Genomic DNA, 21044 nt, shown 5'->3' with positions numbered 1-21044 from the left:
TTAAAAAAGAAAGAAGGAAAAAAGATGTCCAATCGTGTCACAAGCATTGTCTTAAAGGACAATCAATTAGGAAATAAAATCAAAGCAACCGTTAAAGAAGAACGAGAAGTTTATGTAGAGGGAAAAAGAATCCCTTGTCGCATTTTTACAGCCTCCTCTGCTCTTCATCCTGACTTTGAAATCATCGTTCCAAATTTACGAAACTCCCTACGTTTTGAAGGTCGTAAAGAAGTCGAGCTGCGTGAAGTTACACTTGTTCCTAGTGCCAAACGAAATAATATTGGAACAGCTAGTCGATCACTTGAATTACAAATTTTTGCTAAACAATTGCTGACACTGAACTAGAAAAGGAGAAAAATGATGAGTTTAAAATTTGAAGATAACATTGTGAAAGATTTTGATACACGTAGAACATTTGGAAAATTATTCTATTTGAATAGCCAAAAAATTTATGAAACAGATACAGAAGGCAACCGAACAGATTTTGTTCGTGAACAACGCATTACTGTCTATTCCGAAGCTAAAAATGACCAAATTGATATTACTGTTCCAGAAACTGTTGATACTACAGCGTTCTCTTATGATGATGAAGTAGAGCTTACAGGAGTAGTCACTGCACTTGCTTGGCTTTCTTCTTATACTGGTTATAACGATTCGATTCAGTCAGAACAAGCCTTCAAAATCCGAGCAGAATCCCTAAAAAAAGTAGAATCAGTTAATGTAAAGCAAGCTAAAGGGGACCAAAATCTGAAAAACTAATTGAATGGAGGCAACTATGAACACATTCTTTCATTATCGTGGACGTCGAATTCGTCCTATACATCTATCTGTTTATCGTACCTACCTTCTACTAGCTTGGTTTCCTTTTCTATTATTTGCTGGTTACTACAGCTACCTTTTTATCTATCCGCTACTACAGATGATGCAACAAAGACAAATAACTGATTGGATTGCCCTCTTAGTTCCCATTGGAGGGCTTTTTTTAATACTTTTCTTGCCGTTGTTAGTTTTGGTCATGATTCGCAGAGCTTCTTTTTTAAAGGGTGGTTTCTTCTATCGAGTCTACCAACGACAAATGTTAGCTCGTCTCTTGAAAAGCAATGGATTGTATGAGAAGAAGGAACGGAAATCAAAAGAACAGGCTACTGAAAAAATGGTTTTTCCAAAAGTTTATTACCGTAATACCAAGGAAATTCTTTATTTAACGGTTCCCACAGATGGCATGAAATGGCATGATCGCTTTCAAAAAATTGCAAAGACTTTTGAAGAAATGTACATTGCTGACTTCATTGAGGAACAAAAGGAAATGGGCTTCACCACCTATTTATTAATGATTGATGTGATCAGTAAGCGGATTGGAATTGAAGCTTGTATCGTAACAAATGGACAAGTCAAACTCATGGATGGTGTTGTATGGGACTATGCCGAAGTGCCTCACATGTTAGTAACTGGAGGCACAGGGGGTGGCAAGTCCTACTTTCTTCTCACCTTAATTCATGCGCTCATTCAGGTTGGAACAGTTGATGTATGTGATCCAAAAGAAGCAGATTTAAAAGATTTAGAAAGTCTACATTTATTTAAAAATCACGTATTTTACGGAACAAAATGGATCACGAAGTGTTTAAAGAATGCTGTAGAAGAAATGAATCGACGTTATGTTTATATGAAGGCTCTCCCTAACTATACAACAGGGAAAAACTTTGCATACTATGGTATTCCTCCCTACTTTATTATTGTTGATGAGTGGGCAGCCTTTTTTGGCACCTTAACCTATAAAGAACAGGACGAAATTCTGCGATATGTAAAGGAACTTGTTCTAAAAGCACGACAAGCAGGTGTTTTTCTCATTTTAGCAACCCAACGTCCTGATGCAGATAACTTTGGTGGCGGTGTACGTGATAATCTTTTATTTCGAGTTAGCTTGGGAAAGCTATCAGAACAGGGCTATTACATGACTTTTGGATCGGATCAAAAAGGAAAAGCGTTCATCAATAAACGAATTAAAGGCAGAGGCTACTGCGATAGTGGCTCAGGAGTTCCTCGTGAATTCTATGCCCCTCTTGTTCCTAGAAAATATGACTTTCTAGCAGCTCTTCAACAAATTGGTTCTATGCAAACGTTAAATATAAAAGAGCTTTTACAAGAAATGACTACTGAGGAAATTAATGAAGCACATTCAGCATTTGGACTTTCAAGGAAAAAGCTAGAGTGAGATCCCCCCACTATATCAATGAAAAAAGGGAAAGGAAAAGCTTTATCTTTTGCTGCCCTTTTTTCGTTGCCTCAGCGGATGGAAGAAGCTGATACTAACCGCTTCGTTTTATGAACAAGGTTTCCTTGTGAAAGCCGCACACTTTGGTGTGTGGCGGTAGAACGAAAAGGAATAGGCAGGTTTCCTGCCTATGACTGTGCGTGGTTAGGGCGAGCAGCGCTCGCTCTAACCTGTTACCCTCGCTAAATAACATGGGGGTAACTTTTTACAAGAAAGACAAATTGGTTATCAAAATCCCTTATTAATAAAGCTTTTCTTTAAGAATAAAGCTGTAAATAATTTTCATTTATTTTGTGAACAACAAGGCAGGTGACCCATGAATAATCAAGAAATAAAAATTTTACGAAAGCGACTACAATTAACACAACAGCAATTTGCCGAAAAGCTTGATTGGAGTAAATCATACCTCTCTATGATTGAAACTGGTAAACGAACGATCCCAAAAAAATCCATAGAAAAAATACGCAAAACATTCCATTTGGACGGTGGCTTTCTACCCATGGAAGCAAAAATTGATTTTCTTCGTGTTCGATTCAAAATCCACTCCCCTTCTCAAGTAATTGAGAAAATATTACAAATGAATCCAGATGTATTCATTTACAAAAACTATGGCTTTAATCATTATACTGAAAGCTATTGTTTTAGTGACATCTTTGTTTTCTCAAATCCAGAAAACCTAGATATGGGAGTGATGATTGAACTGCGTGGACAAGGCTGTCGAGAATATGAATTGGTACTAGAAGAACAAGAAGAAACTTGGACGACATTCTTTTGGCGGCTTTATCAATCGAATATTTTTGGTGAAGGTCTAATAATTGACACCAAAATTACGCGAATTGATTTGGCTCTGGATGAACATCTCTCTCTTCTTTATCCCAATTATGATTTATTTGAATTGAAAGAAAAAGTTGAACAAGGATTAGTCGATACCACTTTTCGCAATTTTGATTTTACAGGAGGAATTGTTGTTAAGAGTGGGCAGCGGCTCAACAAAGGACTCTCTCTTTATTTTGGTTCCAGACAATCGCCGTTTTATTTAAACTTTTACCAAAAAGATTACGAACTAGCAAAAAAAGAAGAAATATCTGTTGAAATGGCTCGTCAGAAATATGGTATTAAAAATCGTTATGAAATCCGTTTAGCTGACGAAAAAGCCTATCTCTTTGTTGAATATTTACTTTCTACAGGAGAAACAATTGAATGGATCGTCAAAGAATTAATTGATACTGCCATCAAAGTGTATGATTCCGACTCAAACGGACTGCGCACTCACTACAGCCAAAATTGGCGAATGGTTATTGAAAGTATGCAAGAATTACGGCTCACTATGAAAGGTGAAAAGCCAAACTATGATAAAGCCTTACGCTGGCTCTCCAACTATCTTGCTCCTACTCTAAAGAAAATTTGGATTATGGATCAAACGTTTGGCAAAAATGAGTTGATGTCTAGGATTCAGCAGGCAGAACTAAAGGAAAAAGATCAAGAAGAGTTGGCAAAACTTACAACAACAATAAAAGAATTATTGATACAAGAAGAAACCCAAACAGCTTCTTCCTCTTCCGTAACTGTTACACAAGAAGAAGTAGAACAACTATTAGCACAATTTTTATTTAACTAAGAGGTGAAAAACAATGATTGAACTATATATCGAAAATCTTCATACCCATAAAGGGCGATGGTTTGAATTGCCTATTGATTGGGAAGAGGTCAAAGAAAAAATCGAATTAGACGATGGGCAGGAGCACTTAATAACAGACTATATGGCACCATTTACTCTTTCTCATTATGAAAATTTTAACGAAATGAATGAAGCAGCAGAACAACTGGATGAGCATAGTGGGCACCCAGCCATTCACTATTTAGGTGAACTTGTAGAGTACGGATTTTTCAGCGATATTTTAGATGCATTTGAACAAATTGATGAAATTCAAGTCTACTCTGACTGTTATTCTTATAAAGACTATGCAGAACAATTAGTGGATGATCTTGGCTACTTATCTGGTGTTCCTGATTTAATCAAGTGGAATATCGATTATGAAGGTATTGGTGAAAATTTACGTCAAGATGGTCGCCTTTATCAAGCAAACGATAACACCATTGTTGAGGTAATGACATGAATCAGCAAAAGCTAAAAGAAATCCTTCAAGGCAGCTATGGCTTCATTTGTCTAGAGGGAGAAATACCAGAACGTCAAGCACGACAATTTTTGACTGTTAAAAAAATGACTCAACGAGAGACTTTGGTTTTTATTCCTAAGAGAGAGGTTTGTTTTGAGCGAATTCTTTCAAAGCATACCAGTCTCTATATTGAAGGCTTAGAGCGCTATAGCAATTCTGGTGTTTATCTAGGCTACTTCTATGATTTTTATAAAGCCACCTACCTATTCAATTCTCAGCCTAGCCGTTTAAAAATTTATGGTGCTCAGCTTTCTGCAAAGGAACTCCTTTATTTATTAAAGGGGTTCTCTTTTTTAATAATCGAAAAGGAGTAATTCAATGAAATTTATCAAAGAAAAAAAGAATCATGCCCCTGCTTTACCAAAAGAAGAAAAAGCGACTAGTATCCGAACGACTCGTGCCTTCTTTTTAATCCTAACGCTTTTTTTAATCAGCAGTGGTCCCTTTGCCTTTATTAAATCCACTCAAATGCAAGGTCTGATTCGTAAAGAACAAGCCACATTAACTGAAACGATTCAAAAAGAATTAGCAAAAAATGCAAACACACCTGTTACATCAGAATTATACAAACAGTTTCTACAACCTTTTATCACAGCTTACATTAATATTCCTGCCGAACAGCAGGCATTTGAGAAACGCCTTACTTCACTCCAAGAGACCTATTTTTCGATAACACTCGAAGAAGAAAAAAATACAGGCACTGAACGAAAATTGCTCTCTTCTGATTTTTATGATCTAGTCAATGAAAATGGACAATTAGTGGCTCAGTACCGTATTTCCTATGAAATCACTGCTCCAGTTACAAAAGAACGAGATGTAAAGAAAAAGGAAGGTGATAAAGAAGTAGTTGTCAAAGAAAAATATATTGATTACGAGAAAACTGAAAATCGTGTGTTGTTAAATATTCCTTTTACACAATTAAAAAATCAATCCTTTAAAGTGACTGCGTATCCTTATTTTACTATTGAACCTTCACTAACTTCACAAAATGGACAATCACAAATGCTAGATATTTCTCAGTATCAACAAGTCGATAATAAAGAAGAAAAAGCGGTTATCAGTTTCATTCAGTCATTCCTCGATAAATATGTATCTGCTTCATTGGAAGATATGGCATTTATGATGAAAGAACCAGAAATCCTAACAGGTAATTATCAGATAAGCAACAGCCAAATTGAGCCCTTCTTCAAAGACAAACAACTTTTTGCTTTTGTTACTTTTGATGTTATTGATGGCGAAACAAAAATAGGACACAAAGAAACCATGACTTTATTGTTGAAACAACGAGAAAACACTTACTTTATTGAAACAATCCATCATTATTTAGGAGGAATTTAAATGAAACCTAAGAAGAATACACAATCTCCTCAGCAAAGACAGTTATTAACCGTCAAATTAACAACCATATTCAGCAGCCTTTTATTCTTTTTCTCTCTATCTCCTGTAGCCTATGCGGATGCAAATGCTAAAGAAGCCAGTAACTACATCTTGAATGACTGGATTGCACCAATTTTTGGGGTAGTAGTTGTTTATTTAGTCATCAAGGAATTTCTGAATTCAAAATGGATTCAAGGTTTTGCGATCCTCTTTTTTGGCGGTATTATTTACGCAGTTATTAAAGACCCTACAAGCGTTCTTAATTCACTTTCTAATCTAAAAAGTTATTTCGGGTTATAGTCATGAATAAAGAAAAGCAGATATTAGACTATAGGGAACCCTTCAATGCGCCTTACATGATTCGAGAAATTGCCAAAAACGTTCACTTGCCTTTTGTCGTTTATGCACAGGACTTCACAGTCGCAACAGTCAGTTTTGCGATTGTGTTTAGTTCTCTCTTGATGCTCTTTGGGATGAATCAATTGGTAGTTATGATTTCTCTGGCTATTCCCTATGGTTTAGTGCAGCTATTTAACCGAGTTGAGCCGGACGGAAAGCGAGCAGATATTTTTTTGAAAGATTATTTTCTCTATCTTCTTACCTTTGTATTTGGGCATAAATCGCTCTATCATGAACAACTTCACTCATTTAAACAAGAAAAAGTAATTTATGATCGCTGCACTGTTGAACAACTTTCCATAAAAAAAGAAGGAGAAGCAAAAATGAATACATTAGATGTTGACCAATTGAAGCAAGAAATAAAAGATAGTGTTGTTCCAGAACTAATCCATGAGTTTGAATCACTAAAAGCTAAAGAAGAAGGTTTCTATGAGCTATTTGAAACAGATGACGAAGTATTATTAATGAAAAAGACACTCTTTCGACAATTTACAGAGGGGGTTATTCCGATATCAGAAGTTCCTAAATTAAAAGAACACTATCAGTCATTAATCAAGCAATCCATTCGTAAACGAATCACTAGATTATTATAGAAAGGTGGAAAAAAATGAAGTTTAAGCAACCATTTCATAAGGTTTATCATAATTTATTGCTTACTACAGAGAATGAAGTTTGGGCATATTTTACTTGCCCTAGCGACTATGTTATTGGTCAAAATAAAGAAATTCAAGAAAAGCACAAACAAAAATGGAATCAATTTTTGCAAAGCTTACGCCGCTTTGAAGACTTTGAACTATTTCTAAATCCGCATTCTTATAATCTTAGTGAGCGACTAGCAGCTTTCTCCGAAAATTTTGATGAACAAGCAGAATTAATGGGAGATAGTTTAGTTGATCGAACACTTTCCGAATTAGAAAGTCAGCTTCGAGTCCTCACAACAGAAAAATTTTATATTGGAGTTAAGCTTTCTAGTATATCTTCTGCAACATCTGTAAAAGGAAAAGCTATGGAAATGGTTGACTATTATGCTGGAAAACTATTATCCCTTAACCACTATCATCTAACTGTTGATGAAGATTTTTTAAAACGATTCCGTTCAATAGAATCAGAAATCTTTCAACTTGTTGGAACGATTAACGGGCGTAGACTTACTGAACAAGAAGTACTACAAGCCTGCCGTTATCCCTATGTACGTGGAATGAAGACTTCTTTTGATCTTGATTTCGTGGAAAATAGCAGCTATTCATTAACAGATACCATTCTTGATCCTACAGAAGAACAAGGTTTATTAAAGCTACGAAGCTCGGAAGGAACTAGCTACGTTGCACTGCTTCCTATTCATAAATTTGCTCCTAATTTGGCATTCAATCATGTAGCAGAAGTAGTGCAAAGCCTCCCCTTTCCAGTGGAGTTTCGACTCAAAGGGCATTTTGAACCCTTAAAAGGTGGTAGAGGATTAAAAGGAAAGTCTTCTCGTGCAGCTAAAAGGTTAAAAAATAGCGCAAAAGAAACAGTCTCTATGGGCGATGCCGAAATGAAATCCAGCCGTTTTAATCGTTACGCTTTAACCGACCTAAACAATAAAATAGATTTAAGAGTCCCTGTCATTAAATGGCTGGGACTTTTTGGTATCTTTGGACAAACACCAGAAGAATGTCGCAGTCGGATTCGTACCGTTATTTCTTTATGTCAATCTAGAAATGTAGAAATAGTCAAAGGGTTAGCCGATCAAGTTTTTCTCTTCCATCAATTTTTAGCTGGTAACAAACTAGGACAAGAAAAAAATTGGCTTCACTTTACTACAGTTGAAGGTATTAGTGAAATGTTATTAGGTGTTGAAAATCGGATTGGTGATAACGTAGGAATTCCTATTGGTATGGTCTCGGAATTGAAAAACACTCGAAACCTAACACCAAAAGAAGTTGCAAAAACTAGTCGAAAACCTGTTTTCTTTAATCCAGCTATTGGGAACCAAAATGATATCGCCGATAAAAAAGCCAATAGTCCACATATTGCCATCACTGGACCCACTGGAAATGGAAAATCCTACTTGGCAAAGTTTATTTTCTTCCTTTCAGTCTTAATGAATGGAAAAGGTTTGTACGTTGACCCTAAATCTGAGTTCTTTGATTGGATCATGGAGGTTATCAATAATCCACTGTATCAAGAAAAATATCCTGACACTTGCGCTTTCATTCAACAGCATTTCCACCAAGTACGACTTGATCCAAATAAAACCAGTAATAAGGGTGTTCTTGATCCCTTCTGCTTTATTCCTAATCGAGTAGCCGCAAAAGATATGGCTCAAGATTTATTTGAAGAGCTTTATGATTTTACTAGTGCCAGAGAGAAAAAATCAAGATTGGCAATGCTAGAAGGAATCGAAACTGTATTAAAAAGAAGAGATCAAGGCGAACGGATAGGATTACTTCATGTAGTCGACTTCATGCTAGAAAGTACACATGAAGAGGTTCGAGATACCGCTAGCTTAATCAAAAAATCAGTACAAGGTTCTATTTTAGAATTGGCCTTTAGTTATGGTGAAAATGAAGGGCTGAATCTCACCAATAAAGTCACTGTCCTAGAAGTCTTAGGTTTGGAGATGCCTCGTGCAGAAACACTTAGTAGTGACTACAGTGCTACACAGAGAAAGTCAGTCATGTTGATGATGTCTATAGGAAAATTCTGTGAACTTTTTGGTTTACGTGATCGAGAAGAAAGCACTGTTGTTCTATTTGATGAAAGTTGGATTTTTAATTCTTCTAAAAACGGACGTGCGATTATCAAATCCATGCGCAGAGTTGGTCGAAGTTTCAATAATACTCTTATCATCGTCACTCAATCTGTTAAAGATACAGCAGAAGAAGATGACACAGGAAACTTTGGACGAATTTTTGCTTATGATGACAAAGATGAACGTGAAGAGATTCTTCGCCATTTAGGATTAGAAATAACCAGTGAAAATATAGACTGGTTAAAAAACTTACCCAAATACCATTGTCTTTATTTAGATTTACGTGGTCGTGTTGGGAAGATGCTTGTCTACTGCCCTTATGAAGAAATCCATCAAATGTTGCAAACAGTCAAAAAAAATACAAGTGCAGATGTGGAAACGACCTTTAGCGCTTAGAAAGGAGCTGCTATGTTATTAAAAGATTTGTTTGATATTGATAGCTTCCAATCCTTTTTTGAAAAAGGTGGTTGGTTTAGCATCAATGAAAATTTACAAAGTGTTCTAAATGCCCTGCTCAATATTGCCTTTGGATTAATCAAATACCTTGTTTTGGCGTTAGACTATGTTATAGATAAACTCTTTAGTTTAAATTTATTAGAAGGAGTATTACCAGATTTATTCTCCACTACTGGTGCTATTTACAATAAGTTATTCAGTGTTGTAGGAATTCTCCTTTTTACGTTTGTGATTGTTATTTCAGTGAAAGATTTTTTTGAAAAAGGAATCAGCAAGGTGTTAATTCGGTTTGGTATTTTTACTTTAATTTATGTTGGAAGCATGACCTTCTTTTCGGATGGTGCCAATAAAATCCAAGAAGTGAATACACTATCTCAAAATGTTCAAGGACAGTTAGTTGATTTAACAAGTGGTAATCTAACAAAAGGCAACGGCAATATCTCAGAAAATTTACTTGGACCAAACCAACAATTAGACGGAACAAGCAATATCCGAAATCTCATTTTTGATGAATTTGTCATTAAGCCTTATGCGTTACTCAATTTTGGAAAAACAGACGTATCAAAAGAGCAATTTGAATCTTATCTTGTTAAAAGTGGCGAAACATTTGATCAAAAAAAGACAGACGAAATTGCAGATAAAATAAAAAAAGACTCCGAAAAAAATTCTTATCTCACCTCTGATCGTATGACCGAAAAAGTCGCTGTTTTACTAAATACATTTATTATGCTGATTGTGATTGGAACAGCCGTACTAATCATTGGAGTTGCAAACATTTTAATCCAGCTATTAATTTATGGCATTCTGTTTCTCTTCCCCTCACTACTATTTTTAGCATTGATTCCAAACATGCACCATCTGTTAAAAAATGGATTCATGTTACTAGGAACACTGTTTGCTTCAAAAATAGGGATTGGATTCGGTTTTGGTCTCTTGTTCTCTATTCTAAATTTGCTAGATTCCTTTTTTGTTGTAACAAACATTGTCACAATGATTGTTGGGTTGTTCGTAAAAGTTTTATTAGGTCTATTCATTTGGAAAAATAAAGGACAAATCGTTCGCTCGCTTACCCAAGGAAAAGCAGAGTTAAGAGACTTTTCTTTCAATCCAAAACAAGCTCTTCAAGAAAAGCAGCAACAACGATCTCAAAAAGAAGATCAGCAAAATCGCTATGCTGAACAAACTTATAAAACACAAGCTGCAGAAAATGATTACCTTCGTTCTGGAGTAGAATTGGATCACGCTTATCGTCAAAACGAACTACAGGATAATTTATTAGTGCAAGCTGGTGAAGAAGAAACTTCTCTTGATAAAACGGCAACAGCTTTTGATGAACACCCAATGGCATCCAAAGAAGAAACGCTCCCTATAAATACTGTTGATGTAAAAGATTCAGAAGAATTGCCAAACTATCCTGTTAAAAACGTATCAGACTTTGAAACAAGTACAGAACCTTTTATAACGGAAACTGTATTGCCAATGGAAGAAGTTGATGATACATTAATTGCACCAAGTCCTTTAGCGGAAGAAATTGAAACTTCTGTGGAACAAGTTGTTGAGAATAAAGAGATAACGGAAACTATAGAACATGTTTCTCTAGAAGAAACCCCTTCATCACCTTCTCCATCTCCAGTAACACAACATGAAGCAAAGCAACTTGAAAAAGAAATTAGTCATTTAAGACAGGAAGCCTATAGCACTCCAGAATTAGAAGAGGAACAGCCCTATGAAAGCACGTAAGTTATCTCTTTTATTACTGGCAGGTTTCTTTTTTATATTTTTCATGCTCATTGCTGAAAGTGACTCTTCAACTACCCACTCTGGCTCGGAAGAAGGACAAAACCTTCCAGAAGCAGTGCTTCGTTGGAAAGATAAAGTCACAAAAGAAGCTGCTAAAAATGAGATTTCCGAAGCGGTTCCTTATTTATTAGGAATCATTATGGCAGAATCAGGGGGAAATTCAGAAAAATATCCCGATGTAATGCAATGTTCCGAAAGCCAAGGAAAGCCACCTAATTCAATTCAAGATCCAAATGAATCCATTGAAGTTGGCGTAAAATATTTTGCAGATATGTGGAAAGGACACCGAGAATACGATGTTTTAAATATTGTACAAGCATATAATTTTGGAGGTGGCTTTCTAAGTCATTCAGGTAAGAGCTACTCTCTGGATCGTGCGATTCAATTCTCAAAAAATCAAGCAGGTGGAAAAACAGTCACTTACACTAATCCTATAGCTGTCAACTTAGGCTATGATTATCGTTATGCGTATGGCAATATGTTTTACGCTCAAATTGTTAAACAGTACATCACTTCTACTTCCAGCAATAATAGCCAAGGAAATTCAGCTATTGTAAAATCAGCACTTAAAGAATTAGATGAAGGAACACATGAGGGAGGGATGAAGTATTGGCAATGGTACGGCTTCAATGGACGTGTTGAATGGTGTGCCATTTTTGTTTCTTATAATGCTGAAAAAGCTGGCGTTAAAATGGAGCGGTTTGCTTATTGTCCAACAGGCATTGAGAATTTTAAAGTTAAAAACCAATGGTTGGAGAAAGGAAATTTGCCTAAAAGTGGAAATATCATCTTTTTTGATTGGGATGGTGATTCTGTCAGCGACCATGTAGGAATCGTGGAGAAAGTAGAAAATGAAGTTGTTCATACAATTGAAGGTAATTCAGGAGATAAGATTGCTAAACTAAGTTATGAAAAAAATAGCCCTTATATTATGGGGTATGGAACACCATAAATTTTAAAACTAAAAATACTTGAGAAAGAGTTTTCAGTTCGCACAACTATATTTATCCGCAGCTTAATTTTGTAAAATCAACTAAAAAATTATTCTTTACACTATTCAGATAAAGAAGCAGGTATTGTACTTTTTACAATATCTGCTTCTGATTATTTATACCTTATGACACGTGTAGCATTTAAAATCGCCAATACAGATACACCAACATCAGCAAATACAGCTTCCCACATTGTTGCAATTCCGAATGCACCAAGAGTTAAAAAGATGGCTTTAACACCTAATGCAAAAATAATATTTTGCCATACTATTTTCTTTGTAAAACTTGAAATATCAATGGCTTTTGCTATTTTAGAAGGTTCATCGGTCATTAAGACAATATCTGCTGCCTCAATAGCAGCATCTGACCCTAAACCGCCCATAGCAATTCCGATATCTGCTCTTGCTAATACGGGAGCATCATTGATTCCATCACCGACAAAGGCTAGTTTTCCTTTGTCGACTTCCTCATTTTCAAGTCTTTCTAAAATATCCACTTTGTCTGTTGGAAGTAATTCTGAATAAACTTCATCTAATGACAATTCTTTAGCAATATTTTGAGCAATCACTTTATTATCACCTGTTAGCATGACTGTCTTTTGAACACCTTTACTCTTAAGTGATTGAATGGCTTCAAAACTATCTTTTTTAATTTTATCTGAAATCACAATTGAACCAGCAAATACATTATCAACAGCAATATAAACAACCGTTCCTGTTTCGCTGTTCGACGTATACTCAATATTATGCTGTTTCATTAATTTTTCATTTCCTGCAAGAACAGGTTTTTCCTTAATCAATACACTAATTCCATGTCCTGCAATTTCTTGATAAGAATCAAGTTCACTATGTTCAATCTCTTTACCATAAACTTTCTTAATTGACATAGCGATTGGGTGATTGGATAATGTTTCTGCTTTTGCTCCATACTCTATTAATTGCTCTTCTGTAAAACCATTGCTTGTATTAATAGAAGTGACTTCAAATACTCCCTCTGTTAGAGTTCCTGTTTTATCAAATACAATTGTATCAACAGTGTTTAGGGCTTCAAGAAAATTACTGCCCTTTACTAGAATACCATGTTTAGAAGCACCACCAATTCCACCAAAGAAACCTAGCGGGATTGAAACAACTAATGCACATGGACAAGAGATTACAAGAAAGATTAGCCCTCTATTTACCCAATCAGACCACTCACCACCAAAGAATAAGGGAGGAATGACTGCTAATAGCGTTGCAACAATTACCACTACTGGAGTATAGTATCTTGAAAACTTTGTGATAAAGTTTTCGGTGGGGGCTTTTTTACTACTAGCATTTTCAACAAGATCAATAATCTTTGCCACCGTTGATTCACCAAATGTTTTTGTAACTTCAATCGTTAAGACACCACTCTGATTGATACAACCAGACAATACGTTATCTCCAGTTTTTGTTTTTCGTGGGACTGATTCGCCTGTTAATGCTTTTGTATCTAACATGGATTCGCCATCAACGACAATTCCATCAAGAGATACTTTTTCGCCAGCCTTAACAACAATAATATCACCAATCTTTATTGTTTCAGGTTTTACTTTCTTGATGTCGTTTCCAACTTTCAAGTTAGCATAATCTGGTCGAATATCCATTAAATCTGTAATTGATTTTTTAGATCGCTTAACGGCAATATCTTGAAACAATTCACCAATTTGATAAAAAAGCATAACAGCAACTGCTTCTGCGGTTTCTCCAATGATAAAGGCTCCAATCGTTGCAATACTCATTAAGAAGTTTTCATCAAATACTTGGCCCTTAAAAATATTACGAATTGCTTTTAACAATACATCTCCACCAAGAATTGCATAACTGATTAAGAATAACGCTAACTTCAACCAATCATTTATACCGTCTTGCATGTTGGCTATAACTGCAAATATGAGTATAATTGCACCAACTACTAGTCGAAGAAAAATCTTATTATCTTTAAGACTCAAATTTTTTGTTGGTTCTTTTTTATATTCCTGTTTAGGAAAAACACCAACTTCTGGTTCGTACGTATGCACGATTTTTTCGATTTCTTCATCAAGACCGTTGTCATCTTTCTTATCAAATGCTAACGTCGTATTCATTAAGTTAAGTGTCACATTTTCTATACCGCTTATTTTCTTAACGTCATTCTCAATTTTACCTGCGCAGTTTGCACAAGTTAACCCCTCTAAAATATACTCTTTCTTCATATTGGGACCTCCAGATTCATTCTGCTACATGCTTGAAACTTTGTTCGAAAATTTCATACACATGTTTGTCAGTAAGCGAATAATACACAATCTTACCCTCACGTCTGTTTTTTACCAGATTAGCGAGCCTTAAAGTTTTTAATTGATGAGAAATTGCCGATTTCGTCATATTCAGCAACACAGCCAAATCACAAACACACATTTCACTCTCGTGTAATGCATACAGTATTTCCAATCTAGTTTTATCTGCAAATGCCTTATATAAACTAGTTAAATTAGTTATTGCTTGTTTTTCAGGCATCACTTCTTTCACTTTCTCTACAACTTCTTTATGTATAACATCGCAATCACAGATCAATTCTTGTTTATTCATATTTCTCACCCTTTCAATTGAGCAATCACTCAACTGTATTATAGCCTTTCAAATTTATTATGTCAATGTTGATTCCATACAATTGTCTATGAACGCTCCCTTGTTCCGATACTAACTTATACAGACAACAAGTTTTGTCATTTTCGCTATATGCAATCTCTTAGAAAAAGTTTCAATATTTGAATCCTGTTCCAATCATTTGTTGTTCAATTAATTCGTTTGATGACATTAAAATTAAAAAAAGATAGAATCTTATTATTGAAATACAAATAAGTTTCTATCTTTTTACTGTTTAATAATCTAATTTTTACTCTCTCAACCTTTGATATTCCTTCTTTACTAGCTTCTCAGCCCTTTCCCTTTATCAACAAGATACCAACAAACAGAATAAAGGATGATAATAAAAAGAATTAGAATCGTTATAGAAATGACGAGTGGCACATCAGTTGTCCCTAGAAAACCGTATCTGAACCCAGAAATCATATAAACGATAGGATTGACTTTTGAAACTCCTTGCCAAAAAGGTGGTAGCATTGATATTGCATAAAACACACCGCCAAGATAAGTTAATGGCTGTAGAACAAATGTTGGAACAATTGATACATCATCATATGACTGAGCGAAAACTCCATTGATTAAACCTGCTAAGGAGAATAAAATTGCCGTCATTAGAAATGTTATAATGACCATAAACCATGAATAAACATGTAAAGGCACAAAGAATAGAGAAATGATTGTAACTAGTGTACCAACTAAGATACTTCTTCCAAGTCCACCAATCACAAATCCCCAAATGATGATATGAGTTGGTACTGGGGCGACTAGCAACTCTTCAATATTTTTTTGAAACTTTTGAGAAAAAAAAGAAGACGATACATTGGCATAAGAACTAGTGATAACTGACATCATAATTAACCCTGGTACAATAAATTCCATGTAGGAGAAGCCCCCCATATCACCAATACGACCACCAATCATTTTCCCAAAAATAACAAAATATAAAGAGGTAGTAATAACAGGAGGCACTAAAGTTTGTACCCATATACGCAGATAACGATTTGTCTCCTTAACTGCTAAACTTTTTAGTGCTGTAAAATAGATACTAAACATTTTTTTCCTCCTTTTGATGTTTGTCTTCGGTAATTTTTAAGAACAACTCTTCCAATCTATTTGATTTATTACGCATAGAAAGAACCTTGATATTTTGCTGATTGAGCTGCTCAAAAATATTATTAACTCCCTGATTTCGTTCAACTTCTATAGCAAGTGTTAGATCATCTTCAAAAAAGTTTTTATAACCTTTTATCACAGGCTTTTTGTCGTATTTATCTAGATCAAAGATGAAAGTCTCATATTGAAGCTTTGATAGAAGTGATTTCATACTTGTATTCTCAATTAATTCACCTGATTGAATAATTCCAATATTACGACAAAGCATCTCTGCTTCTTCTAAATAATGAGTTGTGAGAATGATAGTTGTACCACTTTCATTTAGCTCTCTTAAAAACGTCCACATTTCTCTTCTAAGCTCAATGTCTACTCCAGCAGTTGGTTCATCAAGAATTAACAGACGTGGCTCGTGCATTAATGCTCGAGCTATCATAAGTCTTCGTTTCATTCCTCCAGATAACATACGGGCACGAACGTTTCTTTTCTCCCATAAATTGGACTGCTTCAAATACTTTTCACTACGTTTCAGAGCTTCTTTTCTAGAGACACCATAATACCCTGCCTGATTTACTACAATTTGTTGAACTGTTTCAAAAGGATTGAAATTAAATTCTTGTGGTACAAGACCAATCTGTTGCTTTGCTCGCTCTAAATCATTGTCAATATCATAATCAAAAACCTTTACTTGACCAGCAGTCTTATTAACAAGTGAGGTAATAATTCCAATTGTTGTGGATTTCCCAGCACCGTTCGGACCTAGCAGTGCATAAAAATCTCCTTCTTCTACAGTTAAATCAATACCACGTAGTGCCTCAACACCAGTTGAATATACTTTTTTTAAACCTTTTAAATCTAGTGCATAGCTCATTTACTAATTACCTCCTTACTAATATTATCTTTTGCCAAATAACAAATGCAGTCAAAGTACAACTGCATTTGCAACAAACTATTTTCTATCTTCTTTAGATTCTCTCTTTTTAGCTAAAACATATAGCACCACAACAATTATAACAAAATTTACAAATATACCAATACTTACTTGATAGTTTAACAGTTTGGCAGCAAGGAAAGCTCCTAGGACACCAGCAAGTCTTGCCAGTGCTCTTTTTTCTTCTGTCATCTACTCAATTCCCTTCATCATTAAATCAGTTAGAGGCAAGCATTTGGGCAATTATCTGGTAATTTTTATTTCCTCCAGATAAATTATAGACTTCTTTAAATCCTTCGTTTAACAGGATATTTTGAGCAGCATTTCCAGTTACTCCCTTATTGCAATACGTGATTGTTGTTACATTTTTATCTAGCTCCGCCACTCTATCACGTATTTCTGCTAATGGAATATGGATAGCCCCTTTAACACAAGAAATTTCATATTGTTTTTTGGAACGAGTATCAATAATTTGAAGTTGTTCTCCACTTGCTTGTCGCTCAATCAATTCAGCTGGGGTCATTAAAGGTGTTCCATTGCTTATTGCATTATCTAACGCCATTCCAGTATAAAGAATGGGGTCTTTCGTTGTCGCAAATGGTGGTGCATAAGCAAGGTCTAAATGGAACAAATCTTCTGCTACTGCACCAAATGAAATGGCAGTGGCAATTACGTCAATTCGTTTATCTACACCTTGCTCTCCAATAATCTGAGCTCCAAGAATTCTCCCGCTACTTTTATCTGCTAAAGCTTTGATTGTCAGCTCTTTTCCACCTAAGTAGTCCGCATGATCTGGCTTAATATTATAAAGAATAGCTGTCTCTAATCCTTCTAATTGAGCTTCTTTTTCTGTTAAACCAGTATATGCAACCGCTAAATCAAAAACTCGAACAATACCAGTTCCTAAAATACCACGATGTTCCAGTGTTCCTCCTGTGATGATATCACCTGCAATTCTACCCATCTTATTAGCAGTTGATCCAAGTGGACGATATATTGGTTTATCTGTAATGACAGAATAGCTCTCAGCAACATCTCCTACCGCATAAATATGTGGTACCGTTGTCTGCATTTTCTTATTTACTTTAATCGCACCAGATTTTCCCAATTGAATAGTTGTCGATTGAATAAGTGAAGTATTCGGAATAACACCAGCTGCAAGAATGACTAAATCCGATTTGATTGTTTGACCTTGATTGGTTGCTAATTCAGTAATATAGCCATCCTTCTCAATTATTTTTGTGATCGTTGTATTCAGTTGAAGCTTAACATGATTCTTTTCAAGCTCCTTTTGGACACGATAAGCCATATCAGCATCCATTTGGTTCATGACTTGATTGCCACGTTGAATAATAGTTACCTCTATTCCTTTATGAGCCAATTGCTCTGCCATTTCTAATCCAATAAAGCCTGCACCAATAATTGTGGCTTGTTGCGGCTTTTCTTTTTCAATAAATGAGTGAATTGTAGCAGCATCTTGAATATTACGAACATGAAAAAGATTTCTATTGGCTTGCTGTGCTTTAAAAATCTCTGGCACAATCGGGTTGGCTCCTGTTGCTAAAACCAATTCATCATAGGATTCGGTTTTCTTCTCCTTTGTTTGAAGATTCTCAACCTCAAGCGTTTGAGTTTCAGGATGAATAGCTGTCACTCGATGCTCTGTAAAAATATCTACATTATAACGCTTTTTAAACCATGCAGCATTTCTAGGGGTCAACTTATCTAACTCTTCAACTTCCTCCCCTATATAATAAGGAATCCCGCAAATTGAATAGGAAATATCCTTATCTTGATCATAGACAACAATCTCTGCTTCCTCTGTATTTCGTCTAGCCTTTGCAGCCACACTTGTCCCAGATGCTACTGAACCAATAATCACAATTTTCATAAAGATGCCTCATTCCTTTTTTAAGTTTGCTTAAAATATTTTTGCTTAAATTTCAATGCTACATTTACTAAACCAATCAAAACCGGAACTTCCACTAGTGGACCAATTACTGCTGCAAAGGCTTCCCCTGAATTAATACCAAATACACCAACTGCTACCGCAATTGCTAATTCAAAATTATTGCTCGCTGCGGTAAAAGATAATGAAGCTGCAATTGGATAACTGGTTCCCATACGTTTAGAAATAAAGAATGAAACAAAGAACATAAGGACAAAATAAATGAGTAATGGAATGGCAATCCTTACTACATCCATTGGAAGTTCAATGACTTTTTCTCCTTTAACGGAGAACATCACAACAATTGTAAATAATAAGGCAACCAATGTAATTGGACTAATTTTAGGAATGAATTTTTCTTCATACCATTTCTTTCCTTTTTTCTTTATTAGAATCCAACGAGATAAAAAGCCTGCAATGAAAGGAATACCTAAATAAATGAAAACACTTGTTGCAATCTCACCCATTCCAATTGAAACAGCATGCGTTTCTAAGCCTAACCATCCCGGAATAACTGTCACAAAAATATAGGCAAACACTGAATAAAAGATAATTTGAAAAATGGAATTGAACGCCACTAATCCTGCCGTATACTCATTGTCCGCTTGAGCTAAGTTACTCCACACAATTACCATTGCAATACAACGAGCCAGACCAATCATAATTAACCCCACCATATATTCAGGATAATCATGTAAAAAGACAACAGCTAAAATAAACATTAAAATGGGACCGACAATCCAGTTCTGGAAAAGTGATAATAATAAAACCTTCCAATCTTTAAAGACACGCCACATCTCTTCATATTTCACCTTAGCTAACGGTGGATACATCATTAATATCAAGCCTATCGCAATAGGTATAGAAGTTGTTCCAACTTCCAGTTTATTTATTCCTGTCACAACCTCTGGTACAAAATAACCTAATCCAATACCAAAGCCCATTGCAAGAAAAATCCAGAGGGTTAAATAACGATCCAATAATGATAATTTTTTTGTTACACCTGCCACAATAAACATCTCCAAGTAATAAATTTAGTCTTCTTAAACTAGCTTCTTAACGATTGAGGTAACTCATTTTTTTGAAACCATCCAACTGTACTATTCGCAACTTTAACTAATAGCAACATGACTGGTACTTCAACTAATACGCCCACTACTGTTGCTAATGTTGCCCCTGACTGTAAACCAAATAGTGAGATGGCTACTGCTACAGATAATTCAAAGAAATTACTAGCTCCAACCATGCCTGCCGGAGCAGCAATCGAATGAGGCAACTTCCAAAAGCGAGCCCATGTATACGCAATAGCAAAAATCAATAGTGTTTGAATGGTTAGCGGAATTGCAATCAAAAGAATGTGCAGTGGATTATTCAAGATTCTTTCACCTTGAAAAGAAAAAATAATCACTAGCGTTAAGAGCAGCCCAATAATCGTAACCTTATCAAATTTTTTTAGAAATACTGTTTCAAAATAATGAAGTCCTTTATTTTTTATAATGAATGTTCGAGTGACAACACCTAAAAGAAGTGGAATCACTACGAATAAAACAGTCGACAAGATCAACGTATTAATTGGAACAGCTACATTTCCAACACCTAATAAAATAGCAACGATTGGCGCATACAACACTAAAATAATTAAATCATTAATCGCAACTTGAACTAATGTATAAGCTGGATCTCCTTTGGTTAAGTAACTCCAAACAAAGACCATTGCAGTACAGGGTGCCGCACCTAACAATACTGCTCCTGCAACATATTCTTTAGCTAAATCATTTGGGATAATCCCTTTAAATACAACGAAAAAGAAAAATGCTGAAATGGCATACATCGTAAATGGCTTAATTAACCAATTCACTGTACAGGTTACAATCAGACCTTTAGGTTTTTTTGCTGCATTGACAATACTAGTAAAATCTATTTTCAACATCATCGGATAGATCATCAACCAAATTAAGATTGCTGTTGGAATAGATACTTGATAATACTCGAATTTCCCTAAAGTTGCTGGAACAGCTGGCAAATATTTCCCAATTAAAACACCCGTAACCATACACAAAGCCACCCAAAGCGTTAAATATTTTTCAAATATTCCCAATCCTTTTTGTTCTTCTTTTTCCATCATCATCTTCCTCCATCATAAAATTCAAATAAGTGCATGATAGATAGAAAAAATTCTATCTATCAATTAAAAAAAATAAAA

At 35.3% G+C, this 21044-nt stretch carries 20 protein-coding genes; 12 read left to right on the top strand and 8 right to left on the bottom strand.

The annotated features are described in order from the left end of the window. The first annotated feature begins 24 nt into the window (after nucleotides 1-24). The 12 genes from A5889_RS16460 (at nucleotide 25) to A5889_RS16405 (ending at nucleotide 12167) form a co-directional block, all read left to right on the top strand. Nucleotides 25-345 (top strand): hypothetical protein, encoded by a 321-nt coding sequence (locus tag A5889_RS16460; protein ID WP_087639843.1) that lies wholly within the window; start codon nucleotides 25-27, stop codon nucleotides 343-345. Between the two features lie 15 nt (nucleotides 346-360). Next, nucleotides 361-759 carry a DUF961 family protein gene (locus A5889_RS16455; protein ID WP_087639842.1) on the top strand — a complete coding sequence of 133 codons (399 nt, stop codon included), beginning with the start codon at nucleotides 361-363 and terminating at the stop codon, nucleotides 757-759. Nucleotides 760-775: 16 nt separating this feature from the next. Next, nucleotides 776-2212, top strand: a complete 1437-nt coding sequence (locus A5889_RS16450; protein WP_087639841.1) for an FtsK/SpoIIIE domain-containing protein — start codon at nucleotides 776-778, stop codon at nucleotides 2210-2212. A gap of 376 nt (nucleotides 2213-2588) precedes the next feature. Beyond that, on the top strand, nucleotides 2589-3890 hold the full coding sequence (locus A5889_RS16445; RefSeq protein WP_087639840.1) for an XRE family transcriptional regulator: 1302 nt from the start codon (nucleotides 2589-2591) through the stop codon (nucleotides 3888-3890). 13 nt (nucleotides 3891-3903) lie between these two features. Beyond that, complete coding sequence (locus A5889_RS16440) at nucleotides 3904-4389, top strand: antirestriction protein ArdA (RefSeq protein WP_087639839.1); 486 nt, start codon at nucleotides 3904-3906, stop codon at nucleotides 4387-4389. Continuing rightward, the gene (locus A5889_RS16435) at nucleotides 4386-4763 is read left to right on the top strand and encodes a hypothetical protein (protein WP_087639838.1); all 378 of its coding nucleotides are present in this window, start codon (nucleotides 4386-4388) and stop codon (nucleotides 4761-4763) included. The genes A5889_RS16440 and A5889_RS16435 overlap by 4 nt, the downstream gene beginning before the upstream one ends. A gap of 4 nt (nucleotides 4764-4767) precedes the next feature. Beyond that, nucleotides 4768-5787 carry a conjugal transfer protein gene (locus A5889_RS16430; protein ID WP_087639837.1) on the top strand — a complete coding sequence of 340 codons (1020 nt, stop codon included), beginning with the start codon at nucleotides 4768-4770 and terminating at the stop codon, nucleotides 5785-5787. Then, a complete protein-coding gene (locus A5889_RS16425) occupies nucleotides 5788-6126 on the top strand; it encodes a TcpD family membrane protein (protein WP_087639836.1) in 339 nt (112 codons plus the stop codon). It abuts the gene before it with no gap. Nucleotides 6127-6128: 2 nt separating this feature from the next. Then, complete coding sequence (locus tag A5889_RS16420; protein ID WP_087639835.1) at nucleotides 6129-6818, top strand: TcpE family conjugal transfer membrane protein; 690 nt, start codon at nucleotides 6129-6131, stop codon at nucleotides 6816-6818. A gap of 14 nt (nucleotides 6819-6832) precedes the next feature. After that, nucleotides 6833-9355 (top strand): ATP-binding protein, encoded by a 2523-nt coding sequence (locus A5889_RS16415; RefSeq protein ID WP_087639834.1) that lies wholly within the window; start codon nucleotides 6833-6835, stop codon nucleotides 9353-9355. A 12-nt stretch (nucleotides 9356-9367) separates the two neighbouring features. Further along, a complete protein-coding gene (locus A5889_RS16410) occupies nucleotides 9368-11155 on the top strand; it encodes a CD3337/EF1877 family mobilome membrane protein (RefSeq protein WP_087639833.1) in 1788 nt (595 codons plus the stop codon). Continuing rightward, a complete protein-coding gene (locus A5889_RS16405) occupies nucleotides 11142-12167 on the top strand; it encodes a lysozyme family protein (RefSeq protein ID WP_087639832.1) in 1026 nt (341 codons plus the stop codon). Before A5889_RS16410 ends, A5889_RS16405 begins: the two co-directional genes overlap by 14 nt. 152 nt (nucleotides 12168-12319) lie before the next feature. On the opposite strand, the gene cadA is transcribed toward A5889_RS16405, so the two are convergent. The 8 genes from cadA to arsB (A5889_RS16365) form a co-directional block, all read right to left on the bottom strand. Then, nucleotides 12320-14422 carry a cadmium-translocating P-type ATPase CadA gene (cadA, locus tag A5889_RS16400; RefSeq protein WP_087639831.1) on the bottom strand — a complete coding sequence of 701 codons (2103 nt, stop codon included), beginning with the start codon at nucleotides 14420-14422 and terminating at the stop codon, nucleotides 12320-12322. 16 nt (nucleotides 14423-14438) lie between these two features. After that, entirely contained in the window at nucleotides 14439-14795 is a 357-nt protein-coding gene (gene cadC / locus A5889_RS16395; protein WP_003744462.1) for a Cd(II)-sensing metalloregulatory transcriptional repressor CadC, read from the bottom strand. Between the two features lie 339 nt (nucleotides 14796-15134). After that, a complete protein-coding gene (locus tag A5889_RS16390) occupies nucleotides 15135-15905 on the bottom strand; it encodes an ABC transporter permease (protein ID WP_087639830.1) in 771 nt (256 codons plus the stop codon). Further along, nucleotides 15898-16833, bottom strand: a complete 936-nt coding sequence (locus tag A5889_RS16385) for an ABC transporter ATP-binding protein (RefSeq protein WP_087639829.1) — start codon at nucleotides 16831-16833, stop codon at nucleotides 15898-15900. Before A5889_RS16385 ends, A5889_RS16390 begins: the two co-directional genes overlap by 8 nt. A 78-nt stretch (nucleotides 16834-16911) precedes the next feature. Further along, nucleotides 16912-17085, bottom strand: a complete 174-nt coding sequence (locus A5889_RS16380; protein WP_176372758.1) for a hypothetical protein — start codon at nucleotides 17083-17085, stop codon at nucleotides 16912-16914. Nucleotides 17086-17110: 25 nt separating this feature from the next. Further along, entirely contained in the window at nucleotides 17111-18784 is a 1674-nt protein-coding gene (locus A5889_RS16375; RefSeq protein WP_087639828.1) for an FAD-dependent oxidoreductase, read from the bottom strand. Between the two features lie 20 nt (nucleotides 18785-18804). Then, complete coding sequence (gene arsB, locus A5889_RS16370) at nucleotides 18805-19860, bottom strand: arsenite efflux transporter membrane subunit ArsB (RefSeq protein ID WP_176372792.1); 1056 nt, start codon at nucleotides 19858-19860, stop codon at nucleotides 18805-18807. Nucleotides 19861-19889: 29 nt separating this feature from the next. Further along, nucleotides 19890-20969: an arsenite efflux transporter membrane subunit ArsB gene (gene arsB, locus A5889_RS16365; RefSeq protein ID WP_242585304.1), complete on the bottom strand. Its 1080-nt coding sequence runs from the start codon at nucleotides 20967-20969 to the stop codon at nucleotides 19890-19892. Nucleotides 20970-21044: the final 75 nt, after the last annotated feature.

It is taken from the genome of Enterococcus sp. 9D6_DIV0238, from assembly GCF_002174455.2.
Classification (GTDB): domain Bacteria; phylum Bacillota; class Bacilli; order Lactobacillales; family Enterococcaceae; genus Enterococcus_L; species Enterococcus_L dunnyi.
Note: the sequence above shows the minus strand (reverse complement) of the source record. Positions and strands in the feature narration are given on the sequence as shown.